15 protein-coding genes and 1 tRNA gene are annotated in these 13,612 nt (G+C 47.3%); 1 reads left to right on the top strand and 15 read right to left on the bottom strand.

All coding sequences use genetic code 11. From position 1 onward, the window contains the following. Nucleotides 1-73: 73 nt before the first annotated feature. The 9 genes from ABEQ74_RS03965 to ABEQ74_RS04005 form a co-directional block, all read right to left on the bottom strand. Nucleotides 74-400 carry a hypothetical protein gene (locus ABEQ74_RS03965; RefSeq protein WP_430119704.1) on the bottom strand — a complete coding sequence of 109 codons (327 nt, stop codon included), beginning with the start codon at nt 398-400 and terminating at the stop codon, nt 74-76. 179 nt (nt 401-579) lie between these two features. Next, complete coding sequence (locus ABEQ74_RS03970) at nt 580-1,194, bottom strand: TVP38/TMEM64 family protein (protein ID WP_430120902.1); 615 nt, start codon at nt 1,192-1,194, stop codon at nt 580-582. 36 nt (nt 1,195-1,230) lie between these two features. After that, nucleotides 1,231-1,719: a DinB family protein gene (locus ABEQ74_RS03975; RefSeq protein WP_430119706.1), complete on the bottom strand. Its 489-nt coding sequence runs from the start codon at nt 1,717-1,719 to the stop codon at nt 1,231-1,233. After that, nucleotides 1,712-2,314, bottom strand: a complete 603-nt coding sequence (locus ABEQ74_RS03980; protein ID WP_430119708.1) for a DUF4269 domain-containing protein — start codon at nt 2,312-2,314, stop codon at nt 1,712-1,714. The genes ABEQ74_RS03975 and ABEQ74_RS03980 overlap by 8 nt, the downstream gene beginning before the upstream one ends. A 36-nt stretch (nt 2,315-2,350) precedes the next feature. Continuing rightward, on the bottom strand, nt 2,351-3,160 hold the full coding sequence (locus ABEQ74_RS03985) for a GNAT family N-acetyltransferase (protein ID WP_430119710.1): 810 nt from the start codon (nt 3,158-3,160) through the stop codon (nt 2,351-2,353). 100 nt (nt 3,161-3,260) lie between these two features. Then, a complete protein-coding gene (locus ABEQ74_RS03990) occupies nt 3,261-3,980 on the bottom strand; it encodes a DsbA family oxidoreductase (RefSeq protein ID WP_430119712.1) in 720 nt (239 codons plus the stop codon). Nucleotides 3,981-4,114: 134 nt separating this feature from the next. Further along, a complete protein-coding gene (locus ABEQ74_RS03995; protein ID WP_430119714.1) occupies nt 4,115-4,696 on the bottom strand; it encodes a uridine kinase family protein in 582 nt (193 codons plus the stop codon). A 153-nt stretch (nt 4,697-4,849) separates the two neighbouring features. Then, nucleotides 4,850-5,110, bottom strand: coding sequence for a YqkE family protein (locus tag ABEQ74_RS04000; protein WP_054402865.1), 261 nt, complete (start codon nt 5,108-5,110; stop codon nt 4,850-4,852). A 127-nt stretch (nt 5,111-5,237) separates the two neighbouring features. Further along, nucleotides 5,238-5,310: transfer RNA gene (locus ABEQ74_RS04005), tRNA-His, on the bottom strand. A 195-nt stretch (nt 5,311-5,505) separates the two neighbouring features. Between ABEQ74_RS04005 and ABEQ74_RS04010 the strand changes: the two genes are divergently transcribed. Then, nucleotides 5,506-6,360 (top strand): alpha/beta hydrolase family protein, encoded by an 855-nt coding sequence (locus ABEQ74_RS04010; RefSeq protein ID WP_430119716.1) that lies wholly within the window; start codon nt 5,506-5,508, stop codon nt 6,358-6,360. A 49-nt stretch (nt 6,361-6,409) separates the two neighbouring features. Here the strand turns inward: ABEQ74_RS04010 and ABEQ74_RS04015 are convergent, their stop codons facing one another. The 6 genes from ABEQ74_RS04015 to ABEQ74_RS04040 form a co-directional block, all read right to left on the bottom strand. Next, nucleotides 6,410-6,937, bottom strand: a complete 528-nt coding sequence (locus tag ABEQ74_RS04015) for a GNAT family N-acetyltransferase (RefSeq protein ID WP_430120904.1) — start codon at nt 6,935-6,937, stop codon at nt 6,410-6,412. A gap of 3 nt (nt 6,938-6,940) precedes the next feature. Beyond that, a complete protein-coding gene (locus ABEQ74_RS04020) occupies nt 6,941-7,396 on the bottom strand; it encodes a RidA family protein (protein ID WP_430119718.1) in 456 nt (151 codons plus the stop codon). A 133-nt stretch (nt 7,397-7,529) separates the two neighbouring features. Next, nucleotides 7,530-9,134: an S-layer homology domain-containing protein gene (locus ABEQ74_RS04025; RefSeq protein ID WP_430119720.1), complete on the bottom strand. Its 1,605-nt coding sequence runs from the start codon at nt 9,132-9,134 to the stop codon at nt 7,530-7,532. Between the two features lie 101 nt (nt 9,135-9,235). Then, entirely contained in the window at nt 9,236-11,188 is a 1,953-nt protein-coding gene (gene pulA / locus ABEQ74_RS04030; protein WP_430119722.1) for a type I pullulanase, read from the bottom strand. A 13-nt stretch (nt 11,189-11,201) separates the two neighbouring features. Then, the gene (locus ABEQ74_RS04035) at nt 11,202-12,509 is read right to left on the bottom strand and encodes a DUF4129 domain-containing protein (protein WP_430119724.1); all 1,308 of its coding nucleotides are present in this window, start codon (nt 12,507-12,509) and stop codon (nt 11,202-11,204) included. Beyond that, nucleotides 12,506-13,609 carry a DUF58 domain-containing protein gene (locus ABEQ74_RS04040; protein ID WP_430119726.1) on the bottom strand — a complete coding sequence of 368 codons (1,104 nt, stop codon included), beginning with the start codon at nt 13,607-13,609 and terminating at the stop codon, nt 12,506-12,508. The genes ABEQ74_RS04035 and ABEQ74_RS04040 overlap by 4 nt, the downstream gene beginning before the upstream one ends. Nucleotides 13,610-13,612 lie beyond the last annotated feature (3 nt).

Consider the following 13,612-nt stretch of genomic DNA (forward strand, 5'->3'; position numbering starts at 1 on the left):
GGCCATCCCAAGGTATCGACCTTGAGGATGGCCCCTTACTGTATTACGGCAAATTCAGCGTATTCCAACTGTATTACAGCCCTGCTACGAAGCCGAACATCTTATTCAACGCCGGTGCTGCAATAAAGATCGTACCCAGAGACATTAAGATCCACGTCGATTTTCTAGATAATTTCTCCTGCATCTTCGATCGATACCATCCGCTAAATTGCAGGCGATTCCGATAAAGTACCGCAAACCACAACACGTTCCCTATGAATAAGAAAAAGTAATACAGCCCTTCCCATGGAATCCATTGCTTCAGTATTTGATGTTCGATGTTACTCAAAATCATCACAAATATCATCATGATGATATTCATTCGAATCATTTCCAGAATGGATGAGGCCAGTTTAGCCATAAGCACACTCCTTACTGCTTGTATTGGTTAGGATTAATCTATTTTTCCATTATACAGCAATAAAGAGGTCGTGCTATGCAAAAAAGGCAATATGGTAAATGAATCACCATACCGCCTGCTTTATTTTTAACATGAATTAATGAATCCAGCTCAGTATTATCAACAGACAGTTAGGCCAATTAATTGGACTGCAGCTCTGCTTGTGTATCGTGTACCACTTGTTTTCTTACAAAGTGGGCATCCAATTTTCTACTGGCCCATAAGGATAAAATAATAAAAGCAAGAACTCCAAGCAGTTTATAGGGTTCCGCGATAAAGTCGGACAGGTTGGCACCAATGTAAGAAACGCAGAATATCATAATGCCCTTGCCCAAACTTACAGCCAAGAGATAAGAAAGCAGGTTCATTCTCGCCAGCCCGGCAGCGATATTGACGGCGACAAACGGGCCGACAGGAAGTATGCCGAGCAAGAAGACGTAACTGAATCCATTCCGCTGAATCCAACGCATGCCGCGCTGGACTTTGGGTTTATTCGCCCAGCGTTCGATCAGTGCCGAACCGGATATTTTACGGACCAGAAGAAATGTCGTCAAACATCCTGCCACCATACCGATCCAGGAATAGAGAAACCCTGCCCAAAGCCCATACACCGCCGCATTTACACCTACGATCACCATCGTGGGCATCGGAGGTATGAAGGATTTCAAGAAGGTTAGCAGTATGCCTGGCAGTGGTCCTAAAGCTCTAAACTGTTCTAAAAACCATTCCAGATTACTCTCGGTAAAATAGGACATGATGTCCAAGTAGCCATTCAATGACTTCACCCATTTCTACGTTTGTATTGCCGATGAACCTGATTGAAGCACTCCATTCAGTTGAGCCAGATGGTGCTTGTCATGCCAGATGAAATCACGCATAAATTGCTCCACTTCGAAAGGATGCCCATCTCCATCCGTATATTGCTGGTTATATGCCGTTTCAGACAAGGCTTCAATTGCCCTAACCAGCCTCTCTCTTGCTATAATTGTCTGATCTACCAGAGCTTCGGTCGACAACGTCTTGGCATAACGCCTCGCCTCATCATTAAATTGATCATAATCCAGATGTTTTACGGTAAGCGATGTACCTGATGAAATTTTCGCGATAGCCTCTTCGTAAAAATATTCATCCCAGCGCATGATATGATATACGACATCACGTACTGTCCATTTTCCTGCGGAAATCGGACAGTCCCAATACGCCTCATCCTGCTCTGCAAATTCTCTAACCTTGCCCATCCACTCGGAATACTCGTTCAACAGCTGCAATTTTTCACTCATGACACCGCTCCTTATCCATATCAAGATTTGATATATAGATATCCAGTTGATCCTCCGACCAGGATGACATGTTCAGCAGTTCTTCATAAGGATCACCCGGAATATTCAACAGCTCTGCAAAGGCAGGCTCGGTCTTAAAACCCGACCTCTTCAGCTCGATAATTCTTTGTTTTGCAGCTTCATCCAGCCGACTCAGTAGCTTGTATTCAATCATCATATGCCGGTAACCGTTCTGCTTAAGAGAAGGCACGGGCTGAGCAAATATTTCAAAGTCCCAGTCTTTATACTGAAACCGTACAACCATCCGTTCTATCTTGTTTACAATCCGGGATGCACAGGTGAGCTCAGGAATTAACCTGCTGTAGCGAGCTTTGATTTCCCTTTCAAACCTGGCAAAGTCCCACACACAGCATATAATATCAAGATCACTCCCAGCAATATCGATGCCGATCGGTATGGTTCCAACCAGTATGGGATTGTAGGATTTCAAATGATCCAATATTTCAAGCTCATCGATCACCAATGCCGCATCCCGCTGTTTGGCAGAGCCGCGGCGCAAGTATTCTATATTGCGAAAAAGGATGTCTTCCTGCATCGATCACTGCCCCCTGCCTAACTCCTAAGATCTAGCCTACTGGCGCTCCGTCCACGTTGTCCGTACATAAGCCAGCTTCATACCTATCGCCTCCATGTTTCGGTGACTCTGAGATAGGAAGGCACACTGCGAGACAACGAGATTACACCCTTCAAGTTTTGCTTCCTCTATTCTCTTACGAAGCAACTCCTGATGCAAGCCCTGTCTTCGATACTCAGGAAGTGTCGCCGCAAATGTAAGTGAGGCCGTAGAATGATTCACATGCATTACGCCTGCTGCTGCTGGCTGTCCCTTGATATAGGCCATATAGAATTTCCAGCCCGGACGCGAGTATAATACTCGATTGTTCGATGCAACAGAGGGAATCCCCTGGTCAGGCAATCCTGTTCCACGGCAATGTACTTTAGCATAATCTTCAAAGTCATCATTGTCTATTGTTTTGATCACAATTCCGGTATCTGGTACTTCCTTCAGCTCTTGTGGATGTATGTACATGGAATTATGAAACCCGGATTGGTAGAAGCCTCGCTTTGCTAGCTCCGCTAGCAGTTCTTGATTTACCATGCCGGGAACAAGCTCGAACTGGAAGCAGCGGTTTCTGGATTTATAGAAATCGAGGATAGCATCCAGATGGCTCACATCCTCCACCCGGATCCCTTTTACCGTGTTAAAAGAAGGCCACGGCATGGTCTTGCTGTATAGGCACAAGGCATGGCCAAAATACGCCATCTCCACACCCTCCGGATTTCCGGGCCGGTCGATGATTCCTTTCATACGATCATACATGTAATCCGTTTCCGACTGCTGGATACGAACCATAAGTTCCTCAGATGGAAGCTGCATCAAGTAGTCCCCCTTTGCTCATCGTAGTGCCAGTAAATGAATAAATGAGCCCGAAAACTCGCTTTTCGATCTTCGGGCTCATGAATAGATTTGAGTTATGAATTTATTTCGCTTGGTCCGGGAGATCACAAGAGCCGTCGGTACACATGCCTCCGTTTTCTCCAGAGTCATTCATCATAACCAGCGGATTCGCTTCACGATAAGCCTTATCCAAAGCGTCCGTGAAAACCTCAAGCGGTTGTGCGCCGGAAACGGCATATTTACCCCCCAGCACAAAGAATGGCACTCCTCGGATTCCTAGCTTGGATGCAGCTGCTTCATCTGCGCGCACCTCGGATTGGAAGGCATCACTTTGGAGCGTAGCCGCGGCTTGTTCACGGTCCAGACCTACCTCTGCTGCCAGATCGGAGAGCAAATTTTTGTCTTCAAGATTTCCACCCTCTGTAAAATATGCGTGGAATAACCGCTCCGTCATCTCTTTCATTTTACCATGCTGAGCTGCAAAATGGACAAGACGGTGAGCATCAAATGAATTGGCCGGGATGATACGATCCATATGATAGGTCAGCCCCACACCAGCTGCTTGCTGGGTCACGTTCGCATTGGCTGCCTTGGCCTGTTCCAGGCTCATGCCGTATTTGGTTGCCAATAACTCATCCATACTGACACCCGGCTTGTACGAAGCGTTGGGATCAAGCTCAAAGCTACGGTACACCACTTCAACCTGGTCTCTATAAGGGAATTGCTCCAATGCTGATTCAAAACGGCGTTTACCAATATAACAGAACGGACACATAAAATCCGACCATATTTCAACTTTCATTCTATTCGCCTCCTAGCGAGCTTATTAAACACTTACTTATTGTAACCTGCTTGCAGTATGACATCAACAACATATCAATATCATCAAGATAATAGGGATTCATCGGCTTTCCAAAATATGATGTAACTAACCGCTTAAGTTTGTATCCGATTCTCCTGAATTCTGGCCAAGATCCACTCTGTCACAACCGCGCAGCCAAGATTCCCCTCTATAGAACCATTCAACACCACATCCGCATACCATCGGGTAGGTTCTACGAATTCATCATGCCGGTATCGAACGAGCTGTAAATATTCCTGAAGGACTTCCTGCTCGCTATGACCCTTTTCCGTAAATCGCCGGTTACGGCGAATCATTCTTTCGTCCGCTGGACAATCGATGAACACTTTCAACTGCAAAAGCTTCCGCAGCTGCTCGAATTGGTATAAAAGAAATCCCTCGATGATGACCACATCATGCTCGCCGCTATGTACGGCTTTGCCCACATCCTCAATCAGCCGTTGTATATGGACCGCATCCGGATGATTGAAATCCTCAAAAAGTTGATTCGTGAAGGGCGCCTTAGCTATAGGTCTCTCGGGTTTGTAATAACGATCCATATGAAAGATCTCTACCCGGTACATGCTTAACTTCTGCTTGAGCTGAAGGCTTAGCGTCGTTTTGCCGCTTCCGGAGCCTCCGCCAATCCCGATCGTTAAAGTCTGATTATATTCCATAATCCGTTAACCTTCCCCCGCATAGGTCAAATAGCAGCTTTTCTCCTACAGATGATTACCATGTAATTCATATTTCAAATTATACATTCGATTGTCAGCCAGCTTAGTGATTCTTATCCATTTATAAAAAAACAGACAGCGTAAAGCCGCCTGTCATTTATACTTCTTCCAATCCATCTCGCTATGTTCCAGCAAATATTCAAAGTCGTTATCGCGACGCTTCTGCTCGGCCTTGCGCTGAGCTTCCCGCTCCTGTCTCTCTTTCTCAAGCCGCTCGGTTTCGCTTGCTTTCAAGGTTTCGGTTGTCGCCTTCAATTTTGCCAAAACTTGCGGGTCCAGCATATCCTTTAACGTTGCGGGTTTCTCCGCAGCTTCTTTACGTGGCAAGGGGGCTGTCCGATTCTTTTTTGCCATTAGACTCACCTCGATTTCCACATCATTATAACACTTAATATGCACACTGGCATCTGGTTCTGCTTCAGAAATAACACAAAAAAGAGAGCCATTCGGCTCTCCTTCTCGTTATGAATAATTACTAAAGGGCGATCGATGGGACTTGAACCCACGAATGCCGGAGCCACAATCCGGTGCGTTAACCCCTTCGCCACGACCGCCATGGCAATGGACAAGATGATCATGCCCGAGTTACTAATTTACCAAATGATCTGCCGTTTAGCAAATTGTAATTCCTTACATGGATTCATTGATTTCAACAGCAGGAAAATACTATACTTATTGGAACTCATTTTTGTAATTGCGAAACCAATCCACGAAGTATCAAGATGATTAAAACTGGAGGTAGAGCCACCATGATCTATCACATTGACTATGTCTCAGATGGACTGCAGGTTAAGGGTTATCTAGGACTGCCCCCACAGTTATCCCACTCGCAAGGCCGGGTGCTGATCGAAGAAGTAAACGATGTCCAAGGTGTAAGGATAACCGAAACCCTGGCTTGCTCCCTGAATATGTACCAAAATTCAAATCAAGAATCTTTAAGTACAACAGCAATTAAACTGCCTCTGGTCATATATTGCCGCGGCGGCATCGGACGTGTTGGAGCAGTCCGGTTAAAATGGATCGAGGAGTTCGCAGCGCAAGGATACGCTGTATTTGCCCCTGCCTATCGCGGGAATGAAGGCAGCGAGGGCCGTGATGAATTCGGAGGTGCCGATACGATGGATGTGATTAACGCCATCGATTGGCTATCTCACCTCTCCTGGATCGATAACAGCAAAATCCATCTGTTGGGATTCTCCCGTGGTGCTATCAACGCTGCCGTAGCAGCCGCCGTATCGCCTCATGTATCCAAGATGATCCTCTGGAGCGGTGTGTCGGATCTGGCCCAAACGTATGAAGAGCGCATCGATCTGCGCAGAATGATGAAACGCGTCATTGGCGGTACACCTGCCAAGGTACCTGAACAGTATATGCTCCGATCCCCCATCCATTACGCGGATCGTATCCAGTGCCCAGTTCTGCTCGTCCATGGAACGCTGGACGAGCAGGTTCTGGTTGAACATAGTTATCGCATGCTTGAGAAACTGCGGGAACATGGACATCAGCCGGATGCCCATCTGTATGAAGGACTTCAGCATCATTTCCCGCCGCCGCAGCATGCTGCGGCGATCAACAGGATGTTTGATTGGTTGAAGAGAGTATGAATAGTAGAAGCTCTATTTCCCTGCGGTTTATTTTACTAACCCCATATTCCTAACAATCTCTTCTAGACATGTCCTGTGAAATATCAATCCAGTATTTACACTTCCCGTCGGCTATGGAACTTAGCTCGCCATGGCTGCATTCAATGATGCGACGGGAAGCCAGGTTGGATTCATCGCAGGTTAAGAGCACCCGGCTTATATTCATTTCATGGGCTTTCTTAATCAACCCGGCCAGCATCTGCTTGCCGTAGCCCTTCCCTCGCTCAGAAGGCCTGATGACATATCCGATATGCCCTCCTAACTCCAGCAGCTTCTCGTTTAAACGGTGTCTGAGCTTGCCGTAACCCACAGGCTTGTCGTTATGGTACAGCCAATAAATCGTCTGGGGAACATACTCATCAGGCAAGTTGATGCTTCGCGCTATTTCATAATTCCGTTGAACCTTGGACGAGAATTCTTCCATGTTAATGCTGTTTAAGCTGTTAACAAAGCCATTTCCACCATCGCCAATTTCCTGAACCATAAGCAGAAGACTCTCATCCTCTGTCTCCAGCAGTTCCCTTAAGATTAACATTATGCCCTACTCCTCCACTTGAAAAATCGAATCCACAATGACAGGCAGCTGATCCCGCAAGGATACCGCTCCGAATACGGATCTGGCATGAATCCCTTGATCTCCGAACACCTCTAGCATCAAGTCCGAAAAGCCATTCAACACCTTATGGTGTTCTTCGAAATCTGCAGTTGCGTTAACGAAACCTTGAATCTTAACAACCCGCTTCACTTTATCAAGCGATCCAAGGCCTTCTTTTAATACAGCTAAGACTTCAATTCCGGTGAGGCGAGCGAATTCGTAACCTTGCTCTGTCGTGTACTGGTCGCCTAGCTTACCCTTTGGCTGTCCTGAGGGACCCTTGCCTGAAACATACATTAACCCATCAACGATGACATAGTTAGCGTATTTGGCGGCTGGCGAGCTGGCTTCCGGCAAGCTGATGCCCAGCAGCTTCAAGCGTTCCTCCGCATGATTAGCCATATCCACACACCTCTCTCTTGAAAAATATCCCAAAAAAAGATTTTTATTATTGTATCACGGAATATCGGCTTTACAAGTAAAAAAGACGAACCCCACTCTGCGGGGGTTCGTCTTGTGTTCAATAGGAGGAATGTTATATCCCAAAGGAATAAGACGCATAACGTTCTGCGTTGTAGATGGACTGCCATACGTCTGTTGTCTCGGCACCCGGGTACCAATAGGCATATCCTGCAATTTGATATCGGGCCGCCATCAGATGTTTCCATGACAGTGAGCGGGCATCCTCGGTCCATATACGATGCTGAACCCCATTATTTCTATAGGCTGCTTCATACTGTCCCACATCGGCATTCCATGATAAGGAGGCCTGCTTCAGACGAATACGATGTCCTTGTTCGACCAGAGTAATGTCCTGTGAGGACACCGAAGACGCGATCCGCCAATCCCTGGTGTAGAGCGGATAGGCGATAATGCTTTTCTTAGCCGGAACTTGAGTCAACAGCTTGACCAGAGCAGATTCGCTCCATGGCAGGGAGGATACGGAGCCAGCAATTGGTGATCCGCCCCAATGCTGGTCATAACTCATGAGCACCATGTAGTCCACTTGCTTGCCAAGCGACGCATAATCGAAGGCAGCCGTCCAATCTGTATTCAAGTCGGGAGAGACATCGATGGATAACTTGGCCCCAAGCCGCTTTAATTCGATAGACAATTGCGTGATAAAGGTCGTCAAATTCTGCCGATCAGAAGGCATAACATTCTCAAAGTCGATATTAATCCCGTCCAACCGATATTGGGCCACATTCGCAGCAATACGATCAATGACGGACTTCCTAATTTGTGCACTGCTCAAAACCTGGTGAGTTCCTTCATCATTACCGCGGTTCCCCACCATCGCCCATACCTGACGACCATTATTATGCGCCCAATTCAACAGTTCGATGTCCGTGTTGTCGGACACCTTTCCGTTAGACTCCATGTAAAACCAGCGGGGTACAAGCACATTCAACCCGGCTCGTTTGGCATAGGAGATATATTGTTCCGCCGTGGCATCGTACAACCAGCCCATATGAATATTCACTGGAGTCTGACTGTCGATTCTGGACTTCACACTCCCCGTTTGAAGAACTCGGTCCAATAGCGCTGCAGTCTCTTCGCGAGTGATCGCGTCCTGTGGTCTGAATTGCCCTTTGCTTCCTTGCAGCCAGCCCGTATTAGTCGCTTGGCTAACAGCATTCCAGGCCCACTGGGCAATAGAAGCAGAATCTGTATAGATGGCGGCTGTATTTGTGGAATTTACTCCGCTCTGCTTCATGGCACGAATTACGATTACAGCGGCCTCTTGACGAGTTATCGGATCATTCGGGTAGAAGCGGTATCCATTCCCTTCAACGATAGACAAATTAAGGGCTGCATGAATCCAACCATAATACCATGCCGACTTCGATACATCCCGAAAGGCCGACAGATCATTCTGAACAGGCTCCATCTTGAGCATTCTGACAACCATCGTGACAAACTCGGCGCGAGTAACGTGATTTCGCGGCAAAAAAGCCCCTGTGCCGTCACCGCTTACGATACCCCGCTTAGCCAGACGATTAATCGCCTCTTTGGCAAAGCTAGCTGAAATATCATGAAAAGCAGTGGAACCAGGAGCTTGCGCCGCTGATGTCGGAGCAGGGCTTAACAGCACTGTAAATGACAACAGCAAACAAAGTGACAGGATATATTTCTTCAAAGGGACGCCTCGATTCTATCATCTGATACTCTCAGCATATCAGATGAAGATAGAATCAGGCATTATTCATTTCTTGGTAATATTAGCTGGCTGTGAGTGGTTTAGCAGGATAATATGACAGCGCCAATTCCAGAGACGACAAGTGAGTCCCGACTTATACGCTTGATATGCTCCTCCCCAAGAAGAACCTTCCAATCGCCCAGCTGGGGTAAAACGAGAGAAGACTCTTTGCGAGCCGCATAATACAGTACATATATATGATTCTCTGTGTCACCACCTGCATGATTGCGAAGAGTGAAGGCAACGGCATGCTCAGGACAGGGTTCAAACTGTAGATGCTCACGAATCAATGCAGCATCTTTCATTCGAAAAGCCGGATGCTCCTTGCGAAGCTGAACAAGCCGCTGAATATACCTCACTCCATCCTGATGCTGTGATGCCATATCCCAATCAAGTCGATTGATTTCATCACTGGAGTTATAACTGTTCTCTACTCCATTCTTAGATCGGTAATATTCTTGGCCGGCATGCAAGAAAGGGATACCTTGACTGGTCAGAATCATGGCTGATGACAGCCGATGCATAGCGCGGCGTACGGTGTCAGTATCCCCTTCCGTGGACAGCATAATTTTGTCCCATAGGGTATGGTTATCGTGACACTCCACATAATTTACACACTGATCCGGCTCAGATGCAAATGACTTGATGTCTTTGGAATACGAAATGCCACCCACGACACCTTGCTTCACCTTGTCTTGGTAGCCAACACCTCCACTTACAAAGCCTTTGTAGTCGAATTGGAAGATGTCCCCCTTAACAGCATCCCGGAATCCATCGTTAAAATGCGCGATCCGCGGCATCAAAGCCGCTTGCTGCTGATTCGCCCGCTTCTTCTCTTCCAGCTCGGTATTCATAACCCAGCCCTCGCCGATTGTAATGATCGATGGGTCAATCTCATCCAAACGTGACCGGATTTCATTCATTGTTTCAACATCCAGCAACCCCATCAAGTCGAAGCGAAAACCGTCAATCCGGTACTCCTTCACCCAATGCAGGACGGACTCCACAATGAACTTTCGCATCATCGGCCGTTCGGAGGCTGTATCATTACCACATCCCGATCCGTTGGAAAATTTGCGATCCTTGTTATAGCGAAGATAATATCCAGGGACCAGCTTAGTGAAATTAATTAAATATCCGTCATAGACATGGTTGTACACCACATCCATAATGACGCGAAGCCCATGATCATGGAAAGTTTGAATCATATGCTTCAGTTCGCGAATCCGCACCTCGGGTACGTATGGATCTGTAGCGTAAGAACCTTCCGGGGCATTGTAATTTTTAGGATCATACCCCCAATTGTACTGAGGCACATGAAGCATGGTTTCATCCACGCTTTCTGTTGAGAAATCATAGATCGGGAGCAGCTCCACATGCGTAACTCCCAGCTCAACAATATGATCGAGTCCTGTTCGAATTCCTCCTGGCCCGCGTGTGCCTGTCTCTGTAAGACCTTTAAACTTGCCCTTATGCTCCACCCCGCTGTTCGAATGGATGGTATAATCCCGAACATGCAATTCATAGATAATGGCATCCACCGGACTATGTAGTGGCGGTTTGTCTTCGGTCCACCGCTTAGGATTAGTTGTCGCCATATCTACAATGCAAGCTCGGTCCCCGTTGACGCCAACGGCAACTGCATAGGGATCAATGGCTTCGTTCCTCTGGTCCCCGATAAGAACCTGGTAGGTATAATACATACCCTGGAGATCTTCTGCGATGGTCAGCAGCCAGGTCCCCTTCACATCCCGAGTCATCGCGTATCGACGGGCTTCTGCTGTCTGCCAATCCGTATACAATAGAACATAGGCCTCGCTGGCTGTTGGCGCCCACAGACGGAACGTAGATTCTTGAGAACGATAGGTTAATCCCAAATCGGTTCCCTCATAGTAAAATAGCTCGTCAAATTCTTTATCAAACACGGAGACTCCGCCGGTTACGGCGAGATCCCCATAGTGAATAACAGCATCGCTTTCTTTTTGTACGGACAAGATGTCACACCCCTTATGTAGACTTCCGTTCTTGTTGTAAACGTTCAACCTCTTCTTGCGTAATGGTACGGTTTCCATAACGAGCTTCCTCATAAAGCTCAATCAAGGAGGGCGATATTCTACCACTCTGACCGTCCCATTCCATAAGATCGCTTTTCGTTTCCCTCGGCGTTAGGGCTACCTTCCAATGATAGCCTTCCCTGATACTTCGTGAAAGTATCATCCGATACATATGGCGAATTTTCTCATTGAGCTGCTGAGGTCCTTCTCCTGACCGTAACTTTCCACCGATTCGCATACCCGATAACAACCGTCTCAAACGCTTGGAGGCCGGATCATGTTCAATCTTCTCCACCTCATCTTCATATCCAAGAGAGGAGTGAGCATGCTGCCTGTTCATTAACCTGTTCATCCATGCAGTGAATCTCCTGTATAACTGGGGCAGGACTTTACCTAACCTATACAAACCATAGATGATACCGATTCCAATCCCAATGAAAACGGCATAGAGCAGAATTTGCTCCGTTACTTTCAACCATGGGCTTGGCTGCTTGATTTCTTCATCCAAGAAAGGGATTTCCGGCTGAGGTTCCGGTTCTGAAGGCGATTCAGGAACCTGCTCCGTTCCCGTACCCATTATGCCAATGATCCATGATATAATCCCTCTGACCAAATCAAAGACCCATTGCTGAAGCTGCGGAAGGAAAGCAACAATTCCGATCAGAAGCAGTAATATGATTACAAACCAGCGATTGTAACGCAACACACGCCGTTCCAAAATGGGCTGGTCATTGCCCGGCAGGGTTTCCTCAAGCACGGATTGGCGATTGACAATCAGTAGAGTCGTAATTAGCGCCGCTGCCCCAATCCAGGTAAGTAGCGCCATTCCATCCTGAAAGGAAGCCAGATAACGTAATACAAAGCTGCTGAGCCCATACAAGATCAAGCCTACCAGGAAATAAATTCCCGGGAACATCTTATTCCAGTCCACTTGCTCCATGCGGCTCCCTCGATAACTGGCTATAAACAATACAGGAATGAGATAAACGAGCGCCCGATCTACACCTGCAAAGACGATGGATACCACAATAGCCATCAGGCACGCCCATAATAACGCCTTGAACTGACGATCGAACTTGAACCATACCGAACCTAGATAACCTACTAGGTACCCGCCTAATACCACTGCAGGCCAGATCCATCGGTACGTTTCGGGCAGCAAGTAAAATGCCGGAATAAAAAGTACAGGAAAATAGAGTAAGCATTCAACGAATCCCTGGAAGAAGACTTTTATAAATCCTCTGGAACCTTGACCACTCATGCCGACACCTCCTTCGATGGAGAAGGTACATTTTCAAGAGGAACGACCTGGATCGTATGGCCAAACTCCCGAAATCGCTGAAATACTTCTTCCAACCTGGGGCTGACGTATGTGCTCAATATGAGAATATCAGTTGCCTCTGTATGCCGGGAAAGTTCTTGCACCATATAATCATGGAATGATAGCCTGCGTGTCAGCTCAAGCTGAGCAAGCATTTCCAATATGAGCTGCTGCTGCGTCATGCCGCCTGCAACCGGGACAAACGCCTCTAGACTCGTCTCCTCACCTAGCGTACCGTTCGTCCCCATCCCGATTTCCATCCCTTGCGTCAACAAATGTGCCGAAATACCGGCTGCCAGCCGGATACCAAACTCGATTGGCTCGGGGCGAGTCGCTTTGTTCCACATCTGCTCGTGGTCCTCGATATTCAGATAGATCAAGAGTCGGCTGTCAGCTGTCGTATCCCGTCTGTGGACCTGTAAGCTGCCAGTCCGTGCCGTTGCTTTCCATTGTATATCCTTTAACGGATCTCCGTCCCGATATTCACGTACACCCGATATTAGGAAAGGATCCTCCAATATCCATCGTCGAACCAGCATCTCACCCATCCACGTTTGGACCGGCAGGTCCATCTCCGTTACATCCATGGGCATAGGATATACGATAATACCACCTGTCATCGTTTTGCTCTGTACAATGGAGACTATTCCGACCAGATCACCCGCGGTCATCGTAACGGAACCCAGCTTATACAGACCTCTTCGCTGAGCGGTAATCCGATGTCTGCGATGAATTTTGGTCCATGGCAGCAGACTGAAAAAGCTTTTGTGGTTCTGATTGAATTGGCCTTCACTAATATCCAGGTTAAGTTGATTATCAAATGCCAGGCCTGAGCGGAATTGAGACTCCACCCTGAGCCAAGGCACTGGCAATGCTTTACGGTTCTCGATGATCTCAATCAACTCCACGGAATCTCCTTCGTAACAGGTAGACACCTTGAAGGAGCGGGTGTAGTTCAGCTTTTTCAATGCCTGGTTAAAAATCTTGGCCTGCACTACGACCGCCACAGCGGCGATTAACAATATCCAGTAGGCTCCCATGCG

The sequence above is a fragment of the Paenibacillus solani genome (assembly GCF_050475945.1).
Taxonomy (GTDB): domain Bacteria; phylum Bacillota; class Bacilli; order Paenibacillales; family Paenibacillaceae; genus Paenibacillus_AQ; species Paenibacillus_AQ solani_A.